General features: G+C 68.4%; 26 protein-coding genes. 13 read left to right on the top strand and 13 right to left on the bottom strand.

The genetic code is table 11. The features are described from left to right. Positions 1-66 precede the first annotated feature (66 nt). Positions 67-1,704 (top strand): acyl-CoA dehydrogenase family protein, encoded by a 1,638-nt coding sequence (locus QP512_RS14825; RefSeq protein ID WP_286069372.1) that lies wholly within the window; start codon positions 67-69, stop codon positions 1,702-1,704. A 307-nt stretch (positions 1,705-2,011) separates the two neighbouring features. Here the strand turns inward: QP512_RS14825 and QP512_RS14820 are convergent, their stop codons facing one another. From QP512_RS14820 to QP512_RS14810, 3 genes are all read right to left on the bottom strand, one after another. Further along, the gene (locus tag QP512_RS14820) at positions 2,012-2,422 is read right to left on the bottom strand and encodes a hypothetical protein (protein ID WP_006461120.1); all 411 of its coding nucleotides are present in this window, start codon (positions 2,420-2,422) and stop codon (positions 2,012-2,014) included. 123 nt (positions 2,423-2,545) lie between these two features. Beyond that, entirely contained in the window at positions 2,546-2,887 is a 342-nt protein-coding gene (locus tag QP512_RS14815) for a hypothetical protein (RefSeq protein ID WP_005410581.1), read from the bottom strand. A 122-nt stretch (positions 2,888-3,009) separates the two neighbouring features. Further along, positions 3,010-4,185: a thiolase family protein gene (locus tag QP512_RS14810; RefSeq protein WP_286069369.1), complete on the bottom strand. Its 1,176-nt coding sequence runs from the start codon at positions 4,183-4,185 to the stop codon at positions 3,010-3,012. A gap of 183 nt (positions 4,186-4,368) precedes the next feature. Here QP512_RS14810 and QP512_RS14805 point away from each other — a divergent pair, with 183 nt between their 5' ends. Then, positions 4,369-7,206, top strand: a complete 2,838-nt coding sequence (locus tag QP512_RS14805; RefSeq protein ID WP_286069368.1) for an autotransporter serine protease — start codon at positions 4,369-4,371, stop codon at positions 7,204-7,206. Positions 7,207-7,251: 45 nt separating this feature from the next. Here QP512_RS14805 and QP512_RS14800 read toward each other — a convergent pair whose 3' ends face one another. Continuing rightward, entirely contained in the window at positions 7,252-8,349 is a 1,098-nt protein-coding gene (locus tag QP512_RS14800) for a Glu/Leu/Phe/Val dehydrogenase dimerization domain-containing protein (protein WP_286069366.1), read from the bottom strand. A gap of 278 nt (positions 8,350-8,627) precedes the next feature. Between QP512_RS14800 and QP512_RS14795 the strand changes: the two genes are divergently transcribed. Next, positions 8,628-9,704, top strand: a complete 1,077-nt coding sequence (locus QP512_RS14795; protein ID WP_286069365.1) for an HDOD domain-containing protein — start codon at positions 8,628-8,630, stop codon at positions 9,702-9,704. A 3-nt stretch (positions 9,705-9,707) separates the two neighbouring features. On the opposite strand, the gene QP512_RS14790 is transcribed toward QP512_RS14795, so the two are convergent. The 3 genes from QP512_RS14790 to QP512_RS14780 form a co-directional block, all read right to left on the bottom strand. Continuing rightward, entirely contained in the window at positions 9,708-11,297 is a 1,590-nt protein-coding gene (locus QP512_RS14790; protein ID WP_286069363.1) for a phospholipase D family protein, read from the bottom strand. 129 nt (positions 11,298-11,426) lie between these two features. Next, entirely contained in the window at positions 11,427-12,125 is a 699-nt protein-coding gene (locus tag QP512_RS14785; protein ID WP_286069362.1) for an RNA pseudouridine synthase, read from the bottom strand. A 47-nt stretch (positions 12,126-12,172) separates the two neighbouring features. After that, the gene (locus QP512_RS14780) at positions 12,173-12,673 is read right to left on the bottom strand and encodes a M48 family metallopeptidase (protein ID WP_100473548.1); all 501 of its coding nucleotides are present in this window, start codon (positions 12,671-12,673) and stop codon (positions 12,173-12,175) included. A 62-nt stretch (positions 12,674-12,735) separates the two neighbouring features. Here QP512_RS14780 and QP512_RS14775 point away from each other — a divergent pair, with 62 nt between their 5' ends. Next, positions 12,736-13,293 carry a DUF2058 domain-containing protein gene (locus QP512_RS14775; protein ID WP_286069361.1) on the top strand — a complete coding sequence of 186 codons (558 nt, stop codon included), beginning with the start codon at positions 12,736-12,738 and terminating at the stop codon, positions 13,291-13,293. A gap of 106 nt (positions 13,294-13,399) precedes the next feature. Then, positions 13,400-13,666, top strand: a complete 267-nt coding sequence (locus tag QP512_RS14770) for a DksA/TraR family C4-type zinc finger protein (RefSeq protein WP_019662141.1) — start codon at positions 13,400-13,402, stop codon at positions 13,664-13,666. Between the two features lie 524 nt (positions 13,667-14,190). Here the strand turns inward: QP512_RS14770 and QP512_RS14765 are convergent. Both QP512_RS14765 and QP512_RS14760 read right to left on the bottom strand, forming a co-directional pair. Further along, a complete protein-coding gene (locus tag QP512_RS14765; RefSeq protein ID WP_286069360.1) occupies positions 14,191-14,784 on the bottom strand; it encodes a mechanosensitive ion channel family protein in 594 nt (197 codons plus the stop codon). A 36-nt stretch (positions 14,785-14,820) separates the two neighbouring features. Further along, a complete protein-coding gene (locus QP512_RS14760) occupies positions 14,821-15,000 on the bottom strand; it encodes a hypothetical protein (protein ID WP_286069359.1) in 180 nt (59 codons plus the stop codon). A gap of 126 nt (positions 15,001-15,126) precedes the next feature. Between QP512_RS14760 and QP512_RS14755 the strand changes: the two genes are divergently transcribed. Genes QP512_RS14755 through QP512_RS14745 form a run of 3 tightly spaced genes read left to right on the top strand, consistent with a single transcriptional unit; the run spans position 15,127 to position 17,128 of the window. Then, positions 15,127-15,705, top strand: coding sequence for a sigma-70 family RNA polymerase sigma factor (locus QP512_RS14755; protein ID WP_286069358.1), 579 nt, complete (start codon positions 15,127-15,129; stop codon positions 15,703-15,705). Continuing rightward, positions 15,702-16,235, top strand: a complete 534-nt coding sequence (locus tag QP512_RS14750) for a hypothetical protein (RefSeq protein ID WP_286069357.1) — start codon at positions 15,702-15,704, stop codon at positions 16,233-16,235. The genes QP512_RS14755 and QP512_RS14750 overlap by 4 nt, the downstream gene beginning before the upstream one ends. A gap of 11 nt (positions 16,236-16,246) precedes the next feature. Next, the gene (locus tag QP512_RS14745) at positions 16,247-17,128 is read left to right on the top strand and encodes a DUF4097 family beta strand repeat-containing protein (protein WP_286069355.1); all 882 of its coding nucleotides are present in this window, start codon (positions 16,247-16,249) and stop codon (positions 17,126-17,128) included. A 49-nt stretch (positions 17,129-17,177) separates the two neighbouring features. Here QP512_RS14745 and QP512_RS14740 read toward each other — a convergent pair whose 3' ends face one another. From QP512_RS14740 to QP512_RS14730, 3 genes are all read right to left on the bottom strand, one after another. Continuing rightward, positions 17,178-17,360 carry a hypothetical protein gene (locus tag QP512_RS14740; protein WP_005410566.1) on the bottom strand — a complete coding sequence of 61 codons (183 nt, stop codon included), beginning with the start codon at positions 17,358-17,360 and terminating at the stop codon, positions 17,178-17,180. An 11-nt stretch (positions 17,361-17,371) separates the two neighbouring features. Next, a complete protein-coding gene (locus QP512_RS14735) occupies positions 17,372-17,623 on the bottom strand; it encodes a YkgJ family cysteine cluster protein (protein ID WP_286069352.1) in 252 nt (83 codons plus the stop codon). A gap of 269 nt (positions 17,624-17,892) precedes the next feature. Beyond that, a complete protein-coding gene (locus tag QP512_RS14730) occupies positions 17,893-19,254 on the bottom strand; it encodes an Hsp70 family protein (protein ID WP_286069351.1) in 1,362 nt (453 codons plus the stop codon). A gap of 181 nt (positions 19,255-19,435) precedes the next feature. On the opposite strand from QP512_RS14730, the gene QP512_RS14725 reads away from it, so the two are divergent. Beyond that, positions 19,436-19,771 carry a zinc ribbon domain-containing protein YjdM gene (locus QP512_RS14725; protein WP_286069350.1) on the top strand — a complete coding sequence of 112 codons (336 nt, stop codon included), beginning with the start codon at positions 19,436-19,438 and terminating at the stop codon, positions 19,769-19,771. A 6-nt stretch (positions 19,772-19,777) separates the two neighbouring features. On the opposite strand, the gene QP512_RS14720 is transcribed toward QP512_RS14725, so the two are convergent. Continuing rightward, positions 19,778-20,932, bottom strand: a complete 1,155-nt coding sequence (locus QP512_RS14720) for a tetratricopeptide repeat protein (protein ID WP_286069349.1) — start codon at positions 20,930-20,932, stop codon at positions 19,778-19,780. 228 nt (positions 20,933-21,160) lie between these two features. On the opposite strand from QP512_RS14720, the gene QP512_RS14715 reads away from it, so the two are divergent. The 4 genes from QP512_RS14715 to QP512_RS14700 all read left to right on the top strand — a co-directional run bounded on the left by QP512_RS14715 (position 21,161) and on the right by QP512_RS14700 (position 24,023). Next, a complete protein-coding gene (locus tag QP512_RS14715; RefSeq protein ID WP_286069348.1) occupies positions 21,161-21,763 on the top strand; it encodes a hypothetical protein in 603 nt (200 codons plus the stop codon). 47 nt (positions 21,764-21,810) lie between these two features. Further along, a complete protein-coding gene (locus tag QP512_RS14710) occupies positions 21,811-21,984 on the top strand; it encodes an oxidoreductase-like domain-containing protein (protein ID WP_049402330.1) in 174 nt (57 codons plus the stop codon). Then, positions 21,981-22,598, top strand: coding sequence for a DUF998 domain-containing protein (locus QP512_RS14705; RefSeq protein WP_286069347.1), 618 nt, complete (start codon positions 21,981-21,983; stop codon positions 22,596-22,598). The genes QP512_RS14710 and QP512_RS14705 overlap by 4 nt, the downstream gene beginning before the upstream one ends. 78 nt (positions 22,599-22,676) lie before the next feature. After that, positions 22,677-24,023 carry an AcvB/VirJ family lysyl-phosphatidylglycerol hydrolase gene (locus QP512_RS14700; protein WP_286069345.1) on the top strand — a complete coding sequence of 449 codons (1,347 nt, stop codon included), beginning with the start codon at positions 22,677-22,679 and terminating at the stop codon, positions 24,021-24,023. Positions 24,024-24,083: the final 60 nt, after the last annotated feature.

Below are 24,083 nucleotides of genomic sequence, written 5' to 3'. Positions count from 1 at the left end.
AACACGGGCTTGGCGGGGCATGCGGCACAATCGGACCGCATACCTCTTGCCGCCAGGATGGACCGGATGAGTGGACCCAGCTTCAGCAGCAGCGCGCCGTTTGAAACCCACGTGGTGCTGAACCAGCCGCCACCGTTCGCGGGCCGCCAGCTGTGGACCGACGACGTGGCGTTGATGGAGGCGGTGCAGCGCGAGGGGGCCGGAGCCTTTGCGCCACGCCTGGCCGTGTACGGGGCCCTGGCCGGCGACGAGTTGTACCGGCTCGGCTTCGACGCCAACCGTGATCGCCCGCGGCTGCGCACGCACGATGCGCAGGGCCATCGCATCGACACGGTGGAGTTCCACCCTGCGTACCACCAGCTGATGGGCGCCGCGAAGCAGCATGGCGTGGCGGGATTGTCCTGGCACGAGCCGCAGCCTGGCGCGCACGTGGCGCGTGCGGCACTGAGCTATCTGCATCACCAGGCCGAAGCCGGCACCAGTTGCCCCTTGACCATGACCCATGCGGCAGTGGCGGTGCTGCAGTCGCAGCCGCACCTGGCCGAATGGGCGCGCAAGGCGGCCGCGCCGGTCTACGACCCACGCGATGTGCCGGCAACCGACAAGACCGGCATCACCCTGGGCATGGGCATGACCGAGAAGCAGGGCGGTTCGGACGTGCGCGCCAACAGCACGCGCGCCGAACCGATCGATGGCGAGCGCTATCGCCTGGTGGGCCACAAGTGGTTCTTTTCCGCGCCGATGTGCGATGGCTTCCTGGTGCTGGCGCAGGCACCCGGCGGACTGACCTGCCTGCTGATGCCGCGCCGGCTGGCCGATGGCGACCGCAATGCGTTCCGGCTGATGCGGCTGAAGGACAAGCTGGGCGATTGGGCCAATGCGTCCAGCGAGGTCGAGTTCTGTGGCGCGCAGGCCTGGCGCGTGGGCGAGGAGGGACGCGGCGTGGCCACCATCATCGGCATGGTGATGATGACCCGCCTGGACTGCATGCTCGGTGCGGCGGCGGAGATGCGCATGGCGCTGGCGCAGGCGTTGCACCATGCGCGCCACCGGCGCACGTTCGGCAAGCTGCTGGTGGAGCATGCGCTGATGGCCAACGTACTGGCTGATCTGGCGCTGGAGTCGGAAGCGGCCACGGTGCTGGCCATGCGCATCGCGCGTGCGGTGGACCGTGCCGGCATGGATGCCAACGAAGCCGCGTTGGCACGATTGGGGACGGCACTGGGCAAGTACTGGCTGTGCAAGCGCGCGCCGGCGTTCGTCAACGAAGCGCAGGAATGCCTGGGTGGCGCAGGCTATGTGGAGGAGTCGATGCTGCCGCGGCTGTACCGCCAGGCGCCATTGAATTCGATCTGGGAGGGCAGCGGCAACATCCAGTGCCTGGACGTTCTGCGCGCGCTGGCGCGTGAGCCGGAGGCGATGGCGGCGCTGCGCGGTGAGTTGGCGGCGGTGGCCGATCGCGATGCGCGCTATGCAGCGGCATTGCAGCGCTGGGCAGCGGCGCCACCGCCGGAGGAGGCGCAGGCGCGGCAGTTCTGCGAGCGCACTGCGCTGCTGCTGCAGGCGGCACTGCTGCTGCATGCGCGCAGTCCGATGGCGGAGGCGTTCGTGCGCAGCCGGCTGGACGGTGAACATGGGCTGGCATTCGGGACGTTGCCGGCCGGGTTGGATCTGTCGGCGATGCTGGTGCGTGCGCTGCCGTAGGGAATGGCCGACGGCGGAGCCCCTCGTGATGGGCGCTGATAGCGGCGGTGACCGCGCGAGTGGGTTGCGCAGGGGGCGCCGTGAACCCGTCCCTGGGAGCTTGGCCGCGGCACCCACGCCGCGGACACCCCTGCGCAACCCACCCGCGTGGCCTTGGACGGTTTCCGTGCCGTCCACCACGGAGTAAACAGGAAAAGCGGAGAGCGAAAAGCGAAAAGCCGCGGCAGTGCCGCGGCTTTTCCTGTAGCGCCGAGCCGATGCTCGGCTGGCTGGTAGCGCCGGGTCATACCCGGCGAACGCGGAGACCTCAGTGCTTGGCTTCTTCCTTGGCGGCATTGGCCTTGGCGTCATTGGCGACATCACGTGCCTTGTCGGCGACCTTCTGCGCAGCGTTGGCGGTGGCGTCGCTGGCGTGTGCGGCGGCGTCGGTTGCAGCGTCCTTGGCCTTGTCGGCGGCGTTGGCAGTGGCGTCGGCGGCCTTGTCCAGCGCCTGCTGGGTATCGGCGGCGGCCTGTTCGGAAGCGGCGGCGGTCTTGTCGGCGGCTTCCCGGGTGGCAGCGGCGGCCTTGTCGACGGCATCGCGGGCGGCAGCACCGGCACTGTCAGCGGCCTGCTGCGCGTCCTGCTTGGCCTGTTCGGCTTCCGGGCCCTTGCAGGCGGCCAGGGCCAGCAGCAGGGAGGCGGCCAGCAGGGTGGTGGTGATCGGACGAATCTTCATGGCGGTCTCCGGTGCTGCAATGGATGGGGACGCCAGCCTATTCATGCCATTGTGAAGACCGGGCAAAGAAAAAGCCGCTGGCGAACCAGCGGCTTTTCCAGAACAGCGTGAAGAAAGAAGTTATTACTTCTTGGCTTCTTCAGCAGCGTCCTTGGCCTTCTCGGCGGTGCCTTCAGCAGCCTTGGCAGCGTCAGCAGCGGCGCCGGCAGCAGCGTCGGTGGCAGCACCGGCGGTCTGGGCAGCGGCGTCGGTGGCAGCGTCAGCAGCGGTGGCGGCGGTGTCAGCGGCCTGCTGGGCAGCGTCGGCGGTCTGGGCGCCGGCAGCGGCGGCCTGGTCGGCAGCAGCCTGGGCTTCGGTGGCGGCTTCGTTGGCCGAAGCAGCGGCGTCCTGGGCAGCTTCCTGCTTCGAGCAGGCGGCCAGGGCCAGAGCCAGGGACATCGCGACCAGCAGCTTGTTGATGCTCATTGTGTGAATCCTCGTCGTTAGATTAGGCAACGCGCAACTGCGCGCCGGCAACATGATGACAAGCCAAGATTGGGTGTCAAGCGATCCCGCATTCATTTTTGCGAAATCATCGTTAAATCTTTTTAAATCAACTCGATGGCAATTGCAGTTGCTTCGCCGCCGCCGATGCAGAGGGTGGCAATGCCGCGCTTGCCACCGCGCGTGCGCAGGGCATTGACCAGGGTCACCACCAGCCGTGCACCGGATGCACCGATCGGATGACCCAGCGCGCAGGCGCCACCATTCACGTTGAGCTTGTCGTGCGGGATGCCCAGTTCGCGCATCGGTGCCATCGCGACCACGGCAAAGGCTTCGTTGATTTCGAACAGGTCGACCTGGTCGAGCGACCAGCCGGTCTTGGCCAGCAGCGTGTGCAGCGCGCCGATCGGGGCGGTGGTGAACCATTCCGGTTCCTGCGAATGGGTGGCATGGCCAACGATGCGCGCCAGCGGGGTGATGCCACGCGCGGCCGCATCTTCCTCGGTCAGCAGGACCACCGCGGCGGCGCCGTCGGAAATGCTGGAAGAGCTGGCTGCGGTCACGCTGCCGTCCTTCTTGAAGGCCGGACGCAGGGTCGGGATCTTGGCGATGTCGGAACGGCCCGGCTGCTCGTCGGTGGCGACCTCGACCTCGCCCTTGCGGGTGGCGACCTTCACCGCAACGATCTCGTCGGCGAACGCACCGTTGGCCTGCGCCGCCTGCGCGCGCCTGACCGACTCGATGGCGTAGGCGTCCTGCTCTTCGCGGCTGAACTTGTACTTGTCCACCGCGCACTCGGCGAATTCGCCCATGGCCTTGCCGTCATAGGCATTGACCAGGCCATCGTGGGCCATGTGGTCGACCGCCTGGAAGTTGCCGAAGCGGTTGCCGGTGCGCGAATTGGGCAGCATGTGCGGGGCGTTGGACATCGATTCCATGCCGCCGGCGACCACGACCCTGGCCGAACCGGCCTTGATCAGGTCATGCCCGAGCATGATGGTCTTCATGCCCGAGCCGCACACCTTGTTCAGCGTGGTGGCACCGGTCGACAGCGGAATGCCGGCGGCGATCGCGGCCTGGCGGGCGGGCGCCTGGCCGAGGTTGGCCGGCAGCACGCAGCCCATCAGGACTTCGGAAACGTCGCTGGCCGGCACACCCGATTGTTCCAGGGCGGCGGCGATGGCGGCCGCGCCGAGGGTGGGGGTGGGCACGCCGTTGAACTGGCCGAGGAAGGAGCCGATGGCGGTGCGCTTGGCGGCGGCGATGACGATGTTGGACATGGCAATCTCGTTGATGCGTAAGCAATGTTCGGAAAGGAGACCGGGGGCCGTTGGATACGTCCCGGTTTCCCGGCAGACTGCGTGGGGGTCGGCCCCAGTATAGAGGGTCGCGAAGGGCCGCCGCTGGGCGCGGCCGCACACCTGCCAGGCCGAGGGCAGGACAACGTTCATGGGAAGGAATCGATGGAACGCATGATGAAGGTGAGGTCCGGGCTGGCAACGGCGCTGGCGGTGGCACTGACGGCCTGTGGCGGCGGCGGGGGCGGCAGCAACATCCGTGTCGACCCGCCACCGACCACGCCGCCCACCCCGCCTCCGCCGACGACACCACCGCCGGCCAAGCCGCAGGAGCCGGCCTTCGATGCGCATCTTTCAGTCACCAACGCGCGTGCTGCTCAGGCGGCCGGCCTGACCGGGCAGGGCGTGCGCATCGGCATCGTCGATTCGGGCGTGCAGCGCAACGCGGTGGCGCTGAATGGACGGGTGCTCGCGAACCTGAACTACATCGATCCCGCCAGGAACAATCTGGCGGTCGACGACGTGGTCGGTCATGGCACCGCCGTGGCCAGCCTCGCCGCCGGTGCGGCGGTGGGATCGTGGCCGGGCGGCATCGCGCCGGGTGCGCAGATCGTCTCGGCGCGGATCATTTCCGACAAACCGCCGAGCGATGACGGCAGTGGCCAGGGCAATGCCTTCAGTGGGCCGCTGGGCGTGGCCCAGGTTCACCAGGACCTGATCAACTACAACGTGAAGGTGATGAACAATTCGTGGGGCGGCCTGTACTGGACCGACCTGCCGACCACCGCGCAGGTGGCCGCCGAATACCGGCCGTTCGTGATCAACCACCGTGGCCTGGTTGTCTTCGCTGCCGGCAACGATGGCCGCAGCGAGCCGAGCAGCCTGGCCGCGCTGCCCAGCCAGAAGGGCGTGGCCGGCACGCTGCCGGCGGCTGATCTGGAACGCGGCTGGCTGGTGGCCACGGCGGTGGATCCGTATACGCCGGGCGCATTGGCCAGCTATGCCAATGCCTGCGGCCAGGCGGCACGCTACTGCCTGGCAGCACCGGGCAGCGCGGTTTACCCGGATGCCAACGGTGGCAGCTACTACTGGAACTACGGCACCTCGTTCGCCGCGCCGCTGGTCTCCGGTGCGGCGGCGCTGGTCTGGCAACGTTTCCCCTACTTCAACAACGATCTGGTGCGGCAGACCCTGCTGGGCACCGCCAAGGACATCGGTGCGCCCGGGGTGGATCCGGTGTTCGGCTACGGCCTGCTCGACATCGGCCGCGCGATCAACGGACCCGGCCGCTTCGACTGGGGCGATGTGGTTGCCAACGTCGATGCCGGCTCGACCAACTCGATGTGGAGCAACGACATCACCGGCAACGGTGGCCTGGTCAAGCAGGGCGGGGGCAAGCTGGTACTGGCCGGCAACAACAGCTATTCCGGCGCCACCCGCATCGAGCGCGGCATCCTGTCGCTGCAGAACGGCGGCGTCATCCGCTCCAACGTGACGATCCTGCCCCAGGCCGACCCGGACTCCACCGGCCTGCAGTTCAATGGAGGCACGCCACGGGTGATCGGCAACGTGATCAACGGCAGCAGCGTGTTCCTCACCACCGGCAACACCACCGGCACCATCGAGGGCAACTACACCCAGCAAGCCGGTGCACAGCTGGTGATCGCGCTCGGTGCCAACGCGCTGCAGGTCACCGGCAACGCCACGATCGACGGTGGCGTGCGCGTACACGGCTTTGTGTCCGGCTACGTCCCGCAGAACGGCACGCGCCAGGACCTCATCCACGCCGCGGGGGGCCTGAACGGCACCTTCAGCACCCCGGCCAGCTCGACCGGTCTGCAGGGGCTGTCCCTGCTTCAGAGCAGCTATGGCTACGACAGCAACAACGCCTGGTTGAACGTGACCCAGGTCAGCGTCACCGCCGCGGCCAGTGGACTGGGCGCATCTGCGCAGGCGGCGGCGCAGCGTCTGGAAGGCGCATTCGCGGTGCTCGACGGCAACCCCGGCCTGCAGGGATCGCCCTTCGGTACGGCGGCCGGCGCGCTGCAGTGGGCCGGCGGGGGCCAGCAGGGCCTGGCGGACAGTCTGCAGAGCCTGTCCGGACAGGCGCATGCGCGTGCCGAGGCCGCCACGTTCGACAGCATCGACATGTCGCGGCGTGCGATTGCCGAGCGCTTCGATCGCGTACAGGCCACGCCACGGCTGCGCGGCAGCTGGCAGGAGGCGCTGGGCGAAGCCGGGCAGGGCAGCTTCGCCGGCAACAGCGCCGACAGCCGTGGCTGGATGGCCGGCCAGGACCTGCCATTGGGCAGCAACGGCCTGATGGGCGTGGCCTTCGGCGAGACCCGCAGCAATGGAGGCAGCAGCTTCGGTGGTGATCGCGGGCGTGATCGTCAGGCACAGGCGCAGCTGTACGCCGGATGGAGCCTGGGGCGTGGCTATGCGCTGGCCCAGCTCGGCAGTGGCCAGTTCACCCGCGCGCTGGATCGCCAGCTGCTGCTGGGCGCAGGCGCGTACGGCGTTTCTTCGCGCTATGGCGGTCGTTTCAGCAGTGCCAGCGTCGAAGGCGGATATCGCCTGGGCCGCGCCGGCGCTTCATTGACCCCCTACCTGGGCGCCAGCACCACGCGTGTCGATACCGATGCCTTCAATGAACTGGGCGGTTTCGGCTTCGGCCTGCGGGGAGATGCCACCGGCGTGCAGCGCAGCCAGATGCTGGCCGGCATCCGGGGGGAGCGTGGCTGGGGGCGTTGGACGCTGCGTGGACATGCCGAGTGGCAGCAGCGGCTGGACGGCGGTGACGCCGATTGGCAGGCCAGCTTTGTCGGCGTGGATGCCTGGGCGCCACTGGCAGGCTGGAATGCGCCGCGCGGCAGTGCGTTGATCGGCGTGGCGCTGGAATCGTGGTGGGGCCGCAATGGCCGCCTGAGCGTCGGCTTCGACCAGCGCGTCGGTGGCGAGGGCGCGCGGCAGGCCGCGTTGCGCTACAGCACCGGGTTCTGAGCCATCGGTCGCGCCGGGAAGACTCCCGGCGCGACACCTGCAGGCTCAGCCGCCGCGCAGGTTGCCCAGGCGCGGCGTGCTGCGGCCCAGCGGCATCTTCAGCTTGCCGATCGACAGGATGCGGCTTTCGGCGATGCGGTCGGCTGCGCGCTGCGGCGCGATGTTCTCGCGCTGCGACAGTTCGAAGATGCGGGTAAGGTTGTGGTAGATGCTGCGGATCAGGCGCATCGCGCGTTCGCGGTTGTAGCCGTCGATCTCCAGCGACACGTTCATCACGCCGCCGGCGTTGACCGCGTAGTCCGGCGCGTAGAGAATGCCGCGCGCGTGCAGTTCGTCGCCGATCTCCAGGCTCGACAGCTGGTTGTTTGCGGTGCCGCAGATGATCTTCGCCTTGATCCGCGGCAGGGTATCGGCGTTGATCGCGCCTTCCAGCGCGCACGGCGCGAACACGTCGGCGTTCACTTCATGGATCTCGTCCGGCTTGACCGCTTCGGCGCCGAAATCGCTGACCGCGCGATCCACCAGCGCACTGTCCAGGTCGGTGACGTACAGCTTGGCACCGCGGTCACGCAGCAGCTTCACCAGTTCCATGCCGATATGGCCCAGGCCCTGCACCGCGATGCTGGTCTTGCCCACTTCCTCGTGGCCGAACTTGAAGCGCATCGATGCCATCAGTGCCTGCAGTGCACCGTAGGCCGTGAAAGGCGCCGGGTCGCCGGAGCCGCCATGGACCTGGTGCACGCCGGTCACGAACTGGCTCTCCAGGTAGATGTTTTCCATGTCGTTGACGTCGGTGCCGACGTCCTCGGCGGTGATGTAGCGCCCGCCCAGCGAATCGACATAGCGGCCGAAGGCGCGGAACAGCACCTCGGTCTTGTCCACCTTCGGGTCGCCGATGATGACCGCCTTGCCGCCACCCACGTTGAGGCCGGCCAGCGCATTCTTGTAGGTCATCGTCCGGCTCAGCCGCAGCACGTCGGCCAGCGCCTCGTCGGTACTGGCGTAGGGGCGCATGCGCACGCCGCCCAGGGCCGGGCCCAGGGTGGTGTTGTGGATGGCGATGATCGCCTTCAGGCCGGCATCGTGGTTGTGGCAGAACACCACTTGTTCGTGGCCGGTGGTGGCGAGGGTTTCGAATAGCATGGCGTCTCCGATGGCGCGAACAGCGGCGAACTGCAGCGAACGGCCAGTGAACGGTAGGGTCCCAAAACAAAAAAAGCGACGTCGTCGGTGCAGGGGGACGGGTCGCGCGGCGCCATTCTAGTCCATTCGCCCGGTCGCTGCCGTCGACATCGGCGACCGTCCGGTTAAAGAAGATGAAAGTGCGGCCGATGCTGCGACGACGGCGGGTGGCCGGATTCGCGTGAAGAGGCAGGGCGGTCAGTGACGGCAAGGGCACCACAACGACAGGGCGGGCGGCGATGACGCCGGCCTGGTGGCGAAGGTTGCGCGGCTGGCTGGCGCGCTCGACCGGGGCAGCACCGTCACGCTTGGCGGCCGTATCACGACAGGCCGTGGCGGCCGCTGCGGCCAGCCTGCAGGGCGAGGCGTTGCCGGCCGGCGAGATCGCCGCACATCTGCAGCGCGGTCTGCATGCGCTGGCGCTGTATCCGCGGCTGGCTGGCGAGCCCGCCCCGCTCCAGGCGTCGGCGCTGGGCGAGGCGGTGGCGCGTGCGCTGCAGGACCGCGACTGGGCGGCCCGGCAGCTGCCGCGCCGCCCGCAGCTGCTGCCGCAGCTGATCCAGACGGTGAACGACGATGCGGCCTCGGCGCGGGTGATGGCGGCCATCATCGGCCAGGACCCGGTGCTGACCGGCAACCTGCTGCGCATCGCCAACAGCCCGGCCTACAAAGTGCATGAGCGGCCGGTGGAAAGCCTGCAGCGGGCGGTGACCCTGGTCGGTACCGAAGGCGTGCGCCAGATCATCAGCGCGGTGCTGGTGCAGCCGGTGATGCAGGTGCAGTGCGAGGTGTTTCCGCAGTTCAGCACGATCATCTGGGAGCACGCCCTGCTGGCGTCGCGTGCGGCGGCCGATCACGCGCGCACGGTCACCTTCGGCGACGCTTTCGCCGCCCAGTGGCTGGGGCTGGTGCAGGGACTGGGCTCGGCACTGGTGATGCGGCAGTTGCTGCAGGAAGCGCAGGCACGCGGCGAAACCGTAGAGCCGGCGCTGGCCCTGCAGCTGCTGCAGCAGTGGTCGTTGCCACTGGCACAACGCGTGGCTGCAGCCTGGGAGCTGCCCGAGCCGGTGCACCAGGCGTTGGCGCCGGAGGCGGACGGCCCGCTCGCCGACAGCCTGCGCCTGGCCCGTGCGGCGGCAGCGGCCAGCCTGCTGTGCCGGCATGGCCACGCCAGCCAGAACCGCATGCTGGCGCTGCTGGAACAACTGCCGTCGGCACCGCCGCATGCACTGCGCTGGATCTGGCGGCGCCTGCATGGGCGCAGCGTGGAAACGCTGGACGAAGCCGGGCAGGCGCAGGGCCGTCCGGTACCGTGAGCGCTACAGCTGCGATTCCACCGGCAGCCAGCTGATCACCCGTGCGGTCCAGCGTTTGCCGAGGCTGGCACCGGGCTCGGTCTCCACCCAGTGAGGAGGCGGTTGCCGTTCCAGCCAGCGCAGCGCATCGTTGTGGCCCAGGGCCAGCCACCAGCTGTACGCAGGGCTGGCCAGGCGCAGGTACTCGTCGCGCAGCTGCGCGCCGAGCACCGGGTCATCGAACAGCACGCCCATTTCGGTGTTGAGATAGGCCGAGCGCGGGTCGAGATTGAACGAGCCGACGAAGCCACGGCGGTTGTCGACCACGAATGCCTTGGTGTGCAGGCTGGCGCCGCTGCTGCCGAACAGGCTGGCATCGGGCCGGCCATGCGCCTTCAGTTCGTACAGCTGCACGCCGGCCTGCAGCAGCGGCACGCGGTAGCCCATGTAGCCGCCATGCACGGCCGCCACGTCGTTGGCAGCCAGTGAATTGGTGACCACGCCAACCTGCGCGCCACGTGTGGCCAGCGTCGAAAGTGCCTCGACGCCGTCGTGGCCGGGCACGAAATAGGGCGAAATCAACAGCGCACTGCGGCGGGTGCTGCGCAGTTCCTCGCTGAGCGTGCTGACCAGCCAGCTGCGGCGATCATCGTCGCGGTGCTTCATCGGTGGATCGGACGCGATCCGCACGTGCGCGCTCCAGTGCAGCGGTTCCGGGCTGGGCCGTTGCCGCTGGCGTGATTCGGCCACGCGCTGCAGGTAAGGCTGCGCCTTGGCATGCATCGCATCCAGGTCCGACTGGCGCACCAGCTGCCGCAACTGTGCATCGGTGTAGGACGCCAGCGCGGAAATCGGGATGGCCGCGCTGCTGTTCCAGTAGTCGTCGAAGATCCGGTTGGCCTGCTGCACGGCCGGCCCGGCCACGACCAGGTCCAGATCCTGGAAGTTCACGTCGTCACGCGCGCTGAAGTACTCCTCGCCGATGTTGCGGCCACCGACGATCGCAATGCGGCCATCGGCGATCCAGCTCTTGTTGTGCATGCGGTGGTTCACGCTGAAGGCGCGTTGCACCAGCTCCAGCGTGCGCGCGATGCCGCTGCGGTTGCGGAACGGGTTGTACAGGCGCAGCTCGATGTTGGGATGTGCATCGAGCGCCATCATCAAGGCGTCCTTGTCCTTGGCGTTCATGTCGTCGAGCAGGATGCGCACACGCACCCCACGCTCTGCGGCGTCGTACAGCGCCTTGGCCATCAGGTGGCCGACCAGGTCGTCGTGCCAGATGTAGTACTGCAGGTCCAGGCTCCGGCCAGCCTGTGCGGTGATCATTGCGCGTGCGGCGAAGGCATCCATGCCATCACTGAGGAAAGCCACGCCGGACTGCCCGGGATGGGCCTCCTGCAATGGCACGATCTGCTGGTCGATGCGGGTCTGCGCCGGCTGCAGTGGCAGCACCTGCGAGGGTGTGCCCCGTGCCTGCGGCGTGAGATGGTCGGCCAGCAGCAGGCCGGACAGCACCAGCAGCAACAGCGCAGCGAGAATGATTGCAGCGATGCGCAGCAGGCGTCGCCAGAAGGGCTTGGACAGGCTCATGCCCCGATGGTAGATCCACGTCATGCGTGGAAGAAGATCTGCAGGATCAATCCGGGCTCAGAGCCATTGCCTGCGGCAAGGGGGCCGACCCCGGCGGGCGTCACGGATGGGGTCGGCCCCCTTTTCACAGGAAAGGGCTCTGACCCGGGAGCCTCAGAAGCGCTCGTCGCTGCCCAGGTAACGCCACTGACCCGGCGACAGCGGCCCCAGCGCCACGCGGCCGATACGCAGCCGGCGCACCCCGATTACCTGCAACCCGGCGGTTGTCACCGCCGAACGCAGGCCCTTGGCGGTCAGCCCCTTGCCGGCGAACCGCAGCCGCTGCTCGCTCTGCCAGCTGACCTTGCCGCCGCCGGCCTCCTGCTGCAAACGTGCCATCAGCCATGGCCCACGCTCCGGGCCGCCCTCGGCCACTTCGATCAGGTATTCCTGCTCAGTGCGGCCCAGATTGCGCTGCAGATGCGCCAGCGTGGCCGGATCCTGGCTGACCACGACCAGGCCGCTATCGGCCGCAGGCAGTGATGCGGCCAGCTGCAGGCCGTGGAAATGCCGCTGCAGCGGTCGGATGTCGCTGGCATCGAGCTCGCTGCGGCTGTCACTGCTGACCAACGCGCACAGGGTTTCAGCGGCGACACCGGCCGGCTTGTTCAACAGCATGCTGACCCGTTCGGTCTTTTCGTCACTGGCCTGCTGGGCCACCACGATCACCGCGCTGTCATCGACCGGGCGCTGCGGCTGTTCCACCACCTCGCCATTGACGGTGACCCAGCCACCTTCGATGTAGCGCCGCGCTTCGCCGCGCGGGATGCCGAGCAGGGCGGACAGGCGTTTGTCGAGACGGATCGGTTCCATGGCGGGCAGGTCGGGCAGGGGGCGCGCAGTGTAGCTGCTGCGGCCGGTCAGCGCTGGCTGCGGTTGGCCAGCTCGGTCAGGTACAGGCGGGTATCGAACTCCAGTTGCAGGTAATCCGGCTCCATGTGCTGGCACAGCTGGTAGAAGGCCTTGTTGTGGTCGGCTTCCTTCAGGTGGGCCAGTTCATGCACCACGATCATGCGCAGGAACGCCGCCGGGGCCTGGCGGAACACGGTGGCGATGCGGATCTCGCGGCTGGCCTTGAGGCGGCCACCGTGCACGCGGGAAATGGCGGTGTGGGTGCCCAGCGCATGCTTGATCACTTCCAGCGTGTTGTCGTAGCAGACCTTGTTGAGCGGCACCGACTTGCGCAGGTAGCGGTCCTTCAGGTCCTGCGTGTAGTCGTACAGCTGGCGGTCGCTGCGTACCTCGTGCGGGTCGGGGTAGCGCTGTTGCAGCCAGGGGCCGAGCTTGCCCTGCGCCAGCAGTTCGCTGACCTGGGCGACCAGGGGTTCGGGATAGCCGGTGAGGTACTTCAGGACTGCCATGCAGGGGCGGCGGGGCGTCGGTAGAATGGGGCATCCAAGATTACACGCGGTACACATCGACCATGGCAAAGCCCAACGCGCTGCAGGAACAATTGCTCAAGGCCGGCCTGGCCAAGAAGTCCCAGGCAAGCGCCGCCGCGAGCGCGCAGGCCAAGGCCCGCCAGGGCAAGGCCGAATCGACCTCGGCCGAGGTCCAGCGCGAGGCCGAGCGGGCCCGTGCCGAGAAGGTCGAGCGTGACCGCGCGCTGGCTGCCGAGCGCAATGCGCAGGCCCGTCAGGCTGAGCAGAAAGCCCAGGCCCGGCAGATCATCAGCGCCCATGCCGTGCCTCACAAGGGCGATGACGAGTATCGCTTCAGCGATGGCGCAGCGATCCGCACCCTGCTGATCGACCCCAAGCTGCGCAAGGCGCTGTCGGTCGGTGTACTGGTCATCGTTGCCCACGGCGACGGCTACGCCCTGCTGCCGCGTGCCGCCGCCGAGAAGGTACGTGAACGCGCCCCGGAGGCGATCATCGTCGACCACGGCCAGCCGGGCTCGACCGCTGAGATCTCCACCGGCAACGCCGAGGACGACGCCTACTACGCCCAGTTCCAGGTACCCGACGACCTGGTCTGGTAAGGCGCGGCTGAACCGGCCGCTACGCCCGCCGGGCACGGCCCGGCGCTACCGTTTGCGGCGCAGTGTATCGTCCCCATATCAGGCGACACACCTGCGGAGGATGGCCATGGCCACCGGTTGGGCGGGAGACGGCGCGGTCCAGGACCAGATCGACGCCACCGTCGACGATGCGATCGCCCGCGCGCGGCGGCAGCTGCGCGAGGGCCCCGGTCTGGAACACTGTGAGGAATGCGACGCGCCGATCCCGTTGGCGCGGCGCCAGGCCGTGCCCGGTGTCCGGCTGTGCGTGGCGTGCCAGCAGGCGCGTGACGACGAAGAACAGGCGCATGCCGGCTACAACCGGCGTGGCAGCAAGGACAGCCAGTTGAGGTAAAGGTTGTTCGGCAGGGCTGCGCCCTGCACCTGCCGAAGCAACGTCAACGTCAACGTCAAAAGCGGGCATTCCGTGGGTTGGCGGGGCGGTGTGGGTAGGCAGGACACGCCGTAAACCCGTCCCTGGGGGCTCGATGGCGCCATCCATGGCGCCAACGGTCCTGCCTACCCACACCGCCCCACCTCTGACAGATTTCCGCGATCGGGTGGATCCACGCCATGCGTGGATGAAATCTGTCAGATATCGAAATAAATCGGGGTCAGATCCGTTTTCCGCAGGAAAACGGATCTGACCCCATCGGCATGTCCAACAGACCGCAGGAAACTGTCGAAGGCGGGGTGGGTCCGGTTGCGGGAGTGTCCGCGGCATGGATGCCGCGGCCAAGCCCCCACGGATGGGTTCACGGCGTCTCCCGCAACCGGACCCACCCCGCCATGCCACGGATAGCATGCTTTTGCTGTTGCCTTTGCCTTGGTTTGAAGCATCTGCGGGTGCAGGGCGCAGCCCTGCCGAATCCCCCAACCTTAGCCGTCGCCCTGGATGCCGCCTGGCGCTTGTCCCGGGTCGCGCCAGCGGCGCACCGTGCGCTGGAAGAACAGGTTGTTCGGCAGCTGCAGCACCGTGCCTTCGTGGCCGTCGCCGGTTTCCTGCAGCGTCGTGTAGATCAGGTTCACGTCGATCACCCGGCCCTTCAGGCCCGGCTTCTCGCCGTTCTCCAGCACTTCGATGTAGTCATGCAGGCGGAACGGGCGGGTGGTGAAGATCAGCAGCGTGCAGAAGATGTTGGACAGCACGCTCCACGCTGCGAAGAAGGCCACCGCACCCACGGCCGCGAAGCCGGTGAACGCGGTCCACAACACCGACGGCGAGGCGCCGAGCAAGCTGAGGATGTACAGCACTGCGCTGAAATAAACCACGAAACTGCTGATCCGGCGCGCGCCCATCGCCATCTCAGGCGGCAGCGTGTAGTGCTCGGCGAAGCGGCGGATCAAGCGCCGCGCCATCACCCGCAGCAGCCACGCGGCCAGCAGGGTGAGCAGGATCTTCACGGCGATACCCGCGTCGTGGAGCCAAGGGTAGGTCCAGGCCGGCAGGTGATCCTTCAGCGACAACATCATGGGGGCGACAACAGGTGGCAGTAACGACCTTCGATGTTACCCGGCGCGTGCCGTGGATTCGACCGCCGGGGCCCAGGCCAGGCACACCAGCTCCTGGCGATGCTGCTGCAGGCAGGCGCGGCCGTTGTCGGGGCGCAGCTGCAGCGACAGCCCCAATGCCTGCAGCACGACGCAGGCGGCGATCACCAGCAGGGCGGCGCAGGTTGGGCTGGACATGGCAGGACTCCCGGACGGTAGTTTCGCGAAGGACCATCCATGGATGCGGCAGCGGCAAAAAAGGTTGCATGCCATCGATCATCGATCGGTTCTAAACCTTTTCCCGGGTCGCCGCATCCAAGCGATATGCTCGACACCACCATGCCCGCGCCGCCTGCCGCCAACGACGCCGCCGACGAACCCGCCCTGGTGCGGGCGGCGGCCGCGGGCGACACCGCTGCCTATGAACTGCTGTACCGGCGTCACGCGCCGCGTGTATTCGCTGTGCTGTGGCGATTGTGTGGCGGCCAGCAGGCACGTGCCGAGGATGCGCTGCAGGAGGCTTTCCTGCAGGCCTGGAAAGCACTGCCGGGGTTCCGTTTCGAGAGCAGCCTGTCCACCTGGCTGCATCGGCTGGGCGTCAACGCCGCGCTGATGGAACTGCGCGGCCGGGCGGCCGGGCAGGATCACGACAGCCTGGACAATGTCGACGGCGGCCTGCAGGAACTGGCGGTGCATGACCGTTGTGCCGGGACCGAGCGCGATCTTGAGCGCGCGCTGTCGACACTGCCACCACGGGCGCGTGCGGTACTGGTGCTGCACGACATCGAAGGCTGGAAACACCAGGAAATCGCCGAGCAGCTGCAGATGGCCGTCGGCAGTTCCAAGGCACAGCTGCATCGTGCGCGCGGCCTGTTGCGCGCACGGCTGGGAGACATGACATGAGTACACACGAACACGATTCCGATCACGACCTGCTGGCCCGGCTGCGCGGGCTGCCGAACGAGCGCGATGTCCCCACCGATGGTTGGGCGCGCCTGTCGGCACAGCTGCCGCCGCGCGAACCGCAGGCAGCACCTCCGCCAACGGGCAACGTGGTGGCCCTGCCAACCCGTTCGCGGCGCCGCTTGTGGCTGCCGGTGGGCGCCGCGCTGGCCGCCAGCCTGGCACTGTATGCGGTGGCGCCGTGGCGCCACGCGCAGCCGGACACGCCGGTGCCGTCCGCGCTGCAGCTGCAGGCAGCGGCGATGACCGAACAGTACCAGCAGGCCGTGGCCGCGCTGCCCGATGGCCGGGCGCCGGAATGGCAGCCGGCCCTGCATGAACTGGATGAAAGCGCGGCGCAGATCCGTGCCGCCTTGGCGCAGGACCCGCGTGCGCCGCACCTGCTTGGCCAGCTCAAGCGCACCTACGCGCTGCGGCTGGAACTGACCCGGCAGGCGGCCTATGCCGCCGAGTCCGGCCTGACGACCTGAGGAGACCCCCCATGACCCGAACCCTGATTTCCTGCTGCGTCGCGCTGCTGCTGGCCCCCGCCGTGGCGCTGGCCGACACCCGTATCGACGAGCGCCACACCCTGGCCGCGGGCGGTCGCATCGAGCTGAGCAACGTCGCTGGCAAGGTCACCGTGCGTGGTTGGGACCGCAATGACGTGCAGCTCACCGGTACGCTCAGCGACGGCCTGCAGCTGCGCCAGGAGAAGAGCGCCAACCGTGTGCGCTGGGAGATCGAATACCCCCGCCGCAACAACAACGGCGGCGCGACGCTGGTGCTGAACGTGCCGCGTTCGGTGGAGTTGCTGCTGAGCACGGTCAGTGCCAGCCAGGACATCAGTGGCATCGATGTGCGACGGCTGCAGGCCGACACGGTCAGCGGCAGCCTGAGCGCGGCTGGCCGCAGTGGCGACAGCAAGCTCAACACGGTCAGTGGCAGCGTCAGCGCACGCCTGCAGACGCCGAAGCTGGATGTGAACACGGTCAGTGGCCGGATCCAGGCCGGCGGCGGCGTGTCCGGTGATATCGGTGCGCAGACGGTGTCCGGCCGGGTCGAGGTCGACGCCGGGCGCGTGCAGCGGCTGGGGGTGGAGACCGTCTCAGGCAGCATCGACCTGGCAGCAGCCGGGTTGGCGCCCGGCGGCCGCATCAATGTTGAATCGGTCAGTGCCTCGGTCACGCTGAGCCTGCCGCGCGCAGTGTCGGCACAGCTGTCGGTGAACAGCTTCAGCGGCTCGATCAACAGCGATGCCGGCCAGGTGGAGCGGCCACGCTACGGGCCGGGCAGCCACCTCGACACGCGGCTGGGCGGCGGCGACGGTGACATCCGCATCCAGTCGCATTCGGGCAGTGTGCGGGTACGCCTGGACCGCTGAGCACGGTCCGGCAGGCCGCGGCGGCAGCGCCGCCGCGGTCGGGGCTGGGTCAGCTGGCTTTCTTCAGCGCCCAGGTGGTGCCGAGGACTTCGATCTTGCCACCGGCCTTGCGGAACGCTGCCAGGTCCGAAGCGATCGAATCGCTGCTGACCACGGTGCTGGCGGCCGCGCCCTTGCGTTCGCTGCGGATGCTGTTGCTGGCCTTCGCGGGGGTCTTTGCCTTGCGGGGCATGGTTGCTCCTGTCAGGTGGAAGGGGAGGAAAGCGCGCAGGCATCGGCCTGGCGCAGGTAGTCCTGCCGCTCGCGGCGGCAGTCATCGCCGCCCATTGAGAACTGGCGGCAGATCGCCGGGCGCTGCGAATAGATCGTGCAGCGCAGGTGATAGGGATCGATCGCCGCGCACCAGCCTTCCTCGTTGCGCGCCATCACGGCACGGCCGTGCGCGTCGCGCGCGAGGAACTGGCCGGGTACCTGGTCGCCGGGCTGCAGCAGCACGGGCAACCGGCAACAGACCGCGTCACAACGGCGGCAGTCGATGGGTGCAGGTGCTGCGTCAGGTTGTAAGGCCTCAGGGGCCTGGCGGGTGCCCAAAGCGGGTCTCGATGGCGGCTCCGGTAGTGCGCGGACCATGAACGAGCCAGGAAGGCATGGCCGCTAGGCCCGCAGGGCGGGCCGGGCTGCAGGGTGGACACACCGGCGTGGCCGGTGGAAGGTGCAGCTGGAATCTAGCCGACCAAGAGTAACTTAGACCGCGTAACGTTTTGTTAATCCTGGCTGGCCGCAGCCAGCGCCAGGCCCTGGACCACGCCCAGCGAGGGCTCGCCGTGGACCATGCGGGCGCCCGGGAATGCCTCGGCCACGGCCTGGCGCAGGTAGCCGGCACGGGACATGCCGCCGGTCAGGAACACCGCATCCGGGTCGCCACCGATGTCGCTGCGGACCTGGGCCAGGAGTTCGCGGATCTGCTCCAGGTAGCCATGGGCGGCGGCGGCCAGGCCGTCGGCGCTGCTGTCGGCATGCAGGTCGCGGGCGATGTAGTCCAGCGTGCTGCGATGCTCGCTTGCAGCACTCAGGGCGATCTTGGCGCGTTCGACATCGCGGTACAGGCGGGCGGTATTGCCGGTGTCCTGCAGCGCCTGCAGGCGGTCGCCCCACGGTGCGTCCACATGATCGTACTTGTGCAGGCGGAACTCGCGCTGGCGGGTCATGTCCTGCACCGTGGCCGCTTCCACGTAGTGGTGGGCGGGCACGCGGGTGATGCCGCGACCGAACAGCGGCATGTAGCTGGACAGGCTCAGCGCCAGATCGATGTCGGTACCGCCGCGGGCGATACCCCAGGCGCGGTGGATGCGCGGGGCGTCGTCGCCGCCGACTTCGGCATGCGCGATGTCGGTGGTACCGCCACCGATGTCGACGATCACCGCCTGGTGCCGCTCGCGGCTTTCGGCGTGGTAATGCATGGCCGCCGCAGCCGGTTCCTCGAGGAAATCGATCTGGTCGAAGCCGGCCTGGGTGGCGGCCTCGCGCAGGATGTCCAGCGCCTGGTCGTTGCCGGCCGCACCGATCGAGCTGCGGAACTGCACCGGGCGACCGAGCAGGGCCGCGCGCAGCGGCTGGCCGAGCTGGGCGCTGGCGGTCAGTCGGATATGTTCGAGGATGTGCGCCGCGATACCGGTGATGGTCTGCTTCGCACGCGGGTGGAGGTTGTAGCCCAGCATCGACTTCGGGCTCTGCACCAGGTTGCCTTCGTGTTCCTCGAAATAGGCTTCCAGCGCTTCGTCACCGTAGACCGCGTTCTGCAGCAGGTCGCTGGCGCTGCGTTCCTTGCCGGCGCGGGCTTCCATCCATTCACGGCGCAGGGCACGCAGGGCTTCGCGGCGCAGCGCCTGCGGCGTGCGTTCCTGGCCGGCGGCACGGGCTGCGCGCGCGGCACTGTCGATCATCTGCTGCAGCTGGTTTTCCTGGCCGTCATCAAGCTGGAAGTCGTCCGGGTCGGGTACCACGCCAGGGAAATACACGCTGGTGCGGAACTGCTCGGCGTCGCCGAAGCGGATCGGCAGCAGTTTCCCCTCATGCACGATGGCGGCGGCGGAGTTGCTGGTACCGAAGTCGATGCCGAGGCGCATGGGTGAGTTCCGGGGGCGATCAGGGGCCGCGCACTCTGCTGCAGTTCGCCGCCGACTGCAAGTTCCGGCATCACGCTGCTCCCACTGCGGCCATTGCGGCGGCAGCGCACCGGCGGGGAAAGGGCGCCGAGGGCTGGCCGGTTACAATAGCCACTGTTGATTCACTTTGAGGTACTTGCCGATGTCGTCTGTTCCCGCCTGCCCGCAGTGCACCCTGGAAAACACCTACGCCGATGGCGCGCTGTGGATCTGCGCCGATTGCGGTTTCGAATGGACCGTCGAGGAAAGCGCCGGTTCGGCCCTGGTCGTGCGTGACAGCAACGGCAATACCCTGCAGGCCGGCGACACCGTCACCGTGATCAAGGACCTGAAGGTGAAGGGCTCGTCGATCCCGCTCAAGCAGGGCACGGTGATCCGCAACATCCGTCTGGTCGAGGACGATGCCGAGCACATCGAAGGCAACTCGGACAAGATCAAGGGCCTGGTGCTGAAGACCTGCTTCCTCAAGAAGGCCTGATCGCCTTCAGCGTCGCGCCTGTTGCTGGCTGCGCAGGCGCGCCAGGCTGTCCAGCTTGGCCTGGTAACGCGCCTGTTCAGTGGTTCCACCCAGCGACCGCGCGCGCAGCAGCTCGCGGTCGGCACGGGCGACCTGGCCGCTGAGGAAGTACGCGCGCGCCAGCCCGAAATGGAACTGGTGCGCGTTTTCATACAGTTGCACCGCGCGCCGGTAATAGCGGATGGCCGTGGCCAGATCGCCACGACGCTCGGCCGCCGCCCCCTGCATGTACTGCACGAAGGGATCTTCCCGCTGCACCGACGCCAGGCGCCGTTCCAGTACCAGTGCCTGCGTGGTCAGGCCCATCCGGCGGTACAGCACGCTGGCATTGGTCAGTGCCGCGTCCTGGCGGTCGTCCACGCGCAGCGCCTTTTCCAGCGCTGCCCGTGCGCCGGCCAGATCGCCCTGGCGGCTGTCGAGCACGCCCAGGTTGTTCCAGGTTGCCGAAAAGTCCGCATCCTGGGCCAGCGCCGCATCGAAGAATGCACGCGCGCCCGCCAGGTCGCCCACGGCCATGCGTTCGGCGCCGCGGTTGTTGTAGAAGTGCGCCAGCGCCCGCTCACCACTGATCGGGTGTGGGCCGCGGCGGTCGTACAGGATGTTGCGGTCCAGATCGACGGTGCCGTTGCGCCCCTCCACGAGCACGCCCACGTTGACGTGCCCCACGCTGTAGACCACGCCCTGGTTCTGGTCCTGGTACCAGGACACCACCCGGTCCACTTCCTGTACGCGCGCCTGGATGCGTGCCTCGCGTGCCAGGGTCACGAACAGCAGGGTGAAGGCCAGGCAGTTGGCGCGCCGGTGCTGCCAGATCTCCGACACGGTGTAGGTCGCGTTGGGGTCGTACTGCAGGTCCAGCGCCTGCGCACCGAAGATCATTTCAACCAGCGCCTGCAGGCGCTGCTCGCGCGCGTTGTGGCGGGCGATCACCTGTTTCTGCAGCATCTCACGCAGTTGCGGCGGAATGGCCAGTACCTGTTCCGGCGTTGGTACGGTCGCCACGCTGGGCGGCGTGGCTGGCGCCACGTAGGGGGCCGGCGGTGGCGGCTCCTGGGCCTGGGCGATGGGCGTGCAGGCGATCGCCAGCAACGGGGCAAGGAAGCAAGCGGCAAGACGGCGCATGGCGGTTCCCGGCGACGGCGGGCGCTCCCGCCTGGCGGCAGTGTAGACCCGCGGCAGGGGCCCCGCATCTACCGCCGGTCGGTCGCCGGTTCATCCACACGTGGTGTGGACCAGCCCTCGACAAAGCTGTGGACAACCGCATCGCAGCGTTGCCCCGCAAGCGATGTGAGGGGCTGGTGAAAAATTGTCCAGCTTGCCCGGCGCGGTCGCTGGCAGGATGATCGCCGCATGGACTTCGCCCCGATCCCGATTGCACCGGCGCAATGGCAGACGCTGCAGGATGCCTATGCCACGCCGCCACGCGCCTACCACCACTTCGGACACGTGCGTGCTGTGCTGCAGCACTGCCAGGACGTGGCCGATGGCCCGGGCTGGCAGCAGCCGGCCGAGGTCTACCTGGCCGTGCTCTACCACGACGCGATCTACGAGGCCGGCCGCAAGGACAACGAGGCGCGTTCGGCGGCGCTGGCGTTGCAGGCGATCGCCCGGGCGCCGGAACTGGCCGGGGTCGACGCGGCCCGGGTCGAGCAGTTGATCCTGCTGACCGCCCGGCATGGCGCGCTCGGCGCGGCGGATGTGGATGCCGAGGCCGCCCTGTTCCTGGACTGCGACATGGCGATCCTGGCCGCGCCCGAGCCGGTGTTCGCCGCTTACGATCGTGGCGTGGCCGAGGAATACAAGGGCGTGGTGCCGGGTTTCCTCTACCGCGCCGGCCGTCGTCGCTTCCTGCAGGGCCTGCTGCGTGCGCCGCGCATCTTCCTCAGCGACTTCTTCCACCAGCGCCTGGACGCGGCCGCGCGGGAAAACCTGCGCCGCCAGCTGGGCGCCTGAGCCGGGCCGTTACACTGGGGCCTGTCTCCCTATTGTCGCTTCCAACCGTGTCCGTTCCCGATCCCGATCCCCGCCCGCTGCCACCCGAAGAGCCCGGTCCCAACGAGTGCTGCGGCAGCGGCTGTCCGCTGTGCGTGCTGGACCTGTATGCCGATGAGCTGCAGCGCTATCGCAAGGCGTTGGCCGAATGGAAGGCACGGCATCCGGAGGCAACGCCATGAGCCGTGCACGCCTGGCGGCAGTGCTGGCACTGGTGGCGTTGCTGCTGTTCGTGGCCACTGCGCTGTGGACCCAGTTCGCACGCACCGACCTGGACTGGATGCGGGCCACGCTCAGCCTCTACCTGCATGGCCCGTGGGGGCTGGCGTTGCGCGCGGCGTACTGCGTGCTGGCGCTGGCCATCGCGGTACTCGGCATTGCGCTGTATCGCGGCAGCATCGGCCCACGCCGCAGCGCCGCCGCACCGCTGCTGTTCACCCTTTCCGCGCTGGGCCTGTCCACCGTCGCCATCGGTGACAGCTGGCTGCCGGAAGCAACCCCGCTGCTTGCACCGTTCATCCATGGGTTGGCGGCCAACACCGCGTTCCTGTGTGCCAGCGTGGGCATGCTGCTGCAGGCCTGGTACCTGCGCCGCGAACCGGGCTGGCAGTCTGCCGCCGGCCTGCTCTGGGGCTGGGCCTGGCTGGCGTTCGTTCTGTTGTGGCTGCATGTGCTGTGGCGCGCCGGTCCGCCACGCGGGCTGGGCCAGAAGGCCGTGATCGTCGTGATCGTGGGCTGGCTGTCGTACCTGGCGCTGGCGCTGTACCGGCGCAGTCGCCGCACCGTGGCCCACTGAATCCCCAACGGCCTGCGCCGGTACGTGCCGTGCACGCGGCGGCGGCGTATCGTGTGCGCATTCCATCGGGGACGCGATATGAAGCGTGCAGGGCTGGGCAGGGCAATGGGTGTGGTTCTGGCGCTGGCGGCGCTGCCGGCAATGGCGGCGGCCAACGTGCAGCAGTTCAGCCACGGGCGGTTCGAGCAGATTCCGGTGCACATGCCAGCCGGCACGCCGCAGCGGGTGGTGATCTGGTTCCATGAACCCACCGCCGGTGGTGATACCAGCCGCCTGCCGATCGAGGCCCTGCGTGCTGATGGCGCGATGGTCGCGGCCGTGGACATCGCGCATCTGCGCGGCGTGCTCAAGCGCGAGGGTGATCCGATCTGTTCGTTCGGTTCCGGCGACGTCGAGAACTTCTCGCGCTGGCTGCAGGCGTCCTTGCATCTGCCCGGCTACCACCTGCCGCTGGTCGGTGGTGACGGCGAAGGCGCCGAGATGGCCTATTCGCTGGCGGCACAGGCCGATACCCAGGTGTTCGCCGGCCTGCTGACCACCGGCTTCTGCCCGGACCACAGCCACGAGCGCATGGTCTGCGGCGACGGTGTGAAGCGGAACAGGCTGCAGCCGGCCGAACTGAACTTCCCGTGGTTGAGCGCCGCCGGCGACCACGGCTGCAAGGTGGGTGAAGCCGCCCGGTTCGTACAGCAGGTGGCGATGGCGCGCGAGTTCAAGCGCACCGCGCGCGGCGATGCTTCACCGGGGCTGGTGGCGGCGGCGCGGGTGATGGGCGCGCAGGCGGGCGTCAGCCTGGCACCGCCCCCGGCCGCGCTGAAGGGCCTGCCGGTGGTAGAGGTGCCGGCTGCCGGCAATGGCGACACGCTGGCCGTATTCGTTTCCGGCGATGGTGGCTGGGCGGGTTTGGACAAGGACGTGGCATCCTCGCTCAACGAGCATGGCGTGGCCGTGGTCGGCATCGACTCGCTGCGCTACTTCTGGAGCGAGCGCACGCCGAAGGGCTTCGCCGCTGACCTGCAGAAGATCATCGACCACTACCGCCAGCAGTGGCACCGCGACAAGGTGATGCTGATCGGCTTCTCGCAGGGCGCCGACGTGCTGCCGGCCACCATCAACCAGCTCGATGCCAGCACCCGCGAGGCGCTGGACCGTATCGTGCTGCTGTCGGTGGGGAAGAAGGCCGACTTCGAATTCCATGTCAGCAACTGGCTGGGGGGCGGCGGCGACGGTCTGCCGATCGCGCCGGAAGTGGCGAAGCTGCCGGCGGCGAAGACCCTCTGCGTGTATGGCGACAAGGATGACGACGCGCTGTGCCCGGACCTGCCGGCCAACGACGGCGTGCAGAAGGTGAAGCTGCCGGGCGACCATCACTTCAATGGTGATTACGACCGCCTGGCCGAGGTGATCCTCAAGGGCGGCGCGTAAACCGGAAAGCGGGCGAACCAGCGGTTCGCACCCACCAGAGCGAGCCGGTAGCGCCGGGCC

The organism is Stenotrophomonas sp. 57 (assembly GCF_030291075.1).
Taxonomy (GTDB): Bacteria; Pseudomonadota; Gammaproteobacteria; order Xanthomonadales; family Xanthomonadaceae; genus Stenotrophomonas.
The sequence above is the reverse complement of the archived record's forward strand: the minus strand, read 5'-3'. Positions and strand labels throughout refer to the sequence as shown.

Coding starts and splice junctions, on each gene's coding strand:
- QP512_RS14825 (WP_286069372.1), top strand. CDS start 67: ATGAGTGGACCCAGCTTCAGCAGCAGCGCGCCGTTTGAAACCCACGTG.
- QP512_RS14820 (WP_006461120.1), bottom strand. CDS start 2,422: ATGAAGATTCGTCCGATCACCACCACCCTGCTGGCCGCCTCCCTGCTG.
- QP512_RS14815 (WP_005410581.1), bottom strand. CDS start 2,887: ATGAGCATCAACAAGCTGCTGGTCGCGATGTCCCTGGCTCTGGCCCTG.
- QP512_RS14810 (WP_286069369.1), bottom strand. CDS start 4,185: ATGTCCAACATCGTCATCGCCGCCGCCAAGCGCACCGCCATCGGCTCC.
- QP512_RS14805 (WP_286069368.1), top strand. CDS start 4,369: ATGGAACGCATGATGAAGGTGAGGTCCGGGCTGGCAACGGCGCTGGCG.
- QP512_RS14800 (WP_286069366.1), bottom strand. CDS start 8,349: ATGCTATTCGAAACCCTCGCCACCACCGGCCACGAACAAGTGGTGTTC.
- QP512_RS14795 (WP_286069365.1), top strand. CDS start 8,628: ATGACGCCGGCCTGGTGGCGAAGGTTGCGCGGCTGGCTGGCGCGCTCG.
- QP512_RS14790 (WP_286069363.1), bottom strand. CDS start 11,297: ATGACGTGGATCTACCATCGGGGCATGAGCCTGTCCAAGCCCTTCTGG.
- QP512_RS14785 (WP_286069362.1), bottom strand. CDS start 12,125: ATGGAACCGATCCGTCTCGACAAACGCCTGTCCGCCCTGCTCGGCATC.
- QP512_RS14780 (WP_100473548.1), bottom strand. CDS start 12,673: ATGGCAGTCCTGAAGTACCTCACCGGCTATCCCGAACCCCTGGTCGCC.
- QP512_RS14775 (WP_286069361.1), top strand. CDS start 12,736: ATGGCAAAGCCCAACGCGCTGCAGGAACAATTGCTCAAGGCCGGCCTG.
- QP512_RS14770 (WP_019662141.1), top strand. CDS start 13,400: ATGGCCACCGGTTGGGCGGGAGACGGCGCGGTCCAGGACCAGATCGAC.
- QP512_RS14765 (WP_286069360.1), bottom strand. CDS start 14,784: ATGATGTTGTCGCTGAAGGATCACCTGCCGGCCTGGACCTACCCTTGG.
- QP512_RS14760 (WP_286069359.1), bottom strand. CDS start 15,000: ATGTCCAGCCCAACCTGCGCCGCCCTGCTGGTGATCGCCGCCTGCGTC.
- QP512_RS14755 (WP_286069358.1), top strand. CDS start 15,127: ATGCTCGACACCACCATGCCCGCGCCGCCTGCCGCCAACGACGCCGCC.
- QP512_RS14750 (WP_286069357.1), top strand. CDS start 15,702: ATGAGTACACACGAACACGATTCCGATCACGACCTGCTGGCCCGGCTG.
- QP512_RS14745 (WP_286069355.1), top strand. CDS start 16,247: ATGACCCGAACCCTGATTTCCTGCTGCGTCGCGCTGCTGCTGGCCCCC.
- QP512_RS14740 (WP_005410566.1), bottom strand. CDS start 17,360: ATGCCCCGCAAGGCAAAGACCCCCGCGAAGGCCAGCAACAGCATCCGC.
- QP512_RS14730 (WP_286069351.1), bottom strand. CDS start 19,254: ATGCGCCTCGGCATCGACTTCGGTACCAGCAACTCCGCCGCCGCCATC.
- QP512_RS14725 (WP_286069350.1), top strand. CDS start 19,436: ATGTCGTCTGTTCCCGCCTGCCCGCAGTGCACCCTGGAAAACACCTAC.
- QP512_RS14720 (WP_286069349.1), bottom strand. CDS start 20,932: ATGCGCCGTCTTGCCGCTTGCTTCCTTGCCCCGTTGCTGGCGATCGCC.
- QP512_RS14715 (WP_286069348.1), top strand. CDS start 21,161: ATGGACTTCGCCCCGATCCCGATTGCACCGGCGCAATGGCAGACGCTG.
- QP512_RS14705 (WP_286069347.1), top strand. CDS start 21,981: ATGAGCCGTGCACGCCTGGCGGCAGTGCTGGCACTGGTGGCGTTGCTG.
- QP512_RS14700 (WP_286069345.1), top strand. CDS start 22,677: ATGAAGCGTGCAGGGCTGGGCAGGGCAATGGGTGTGGTTCTGGCGCTG.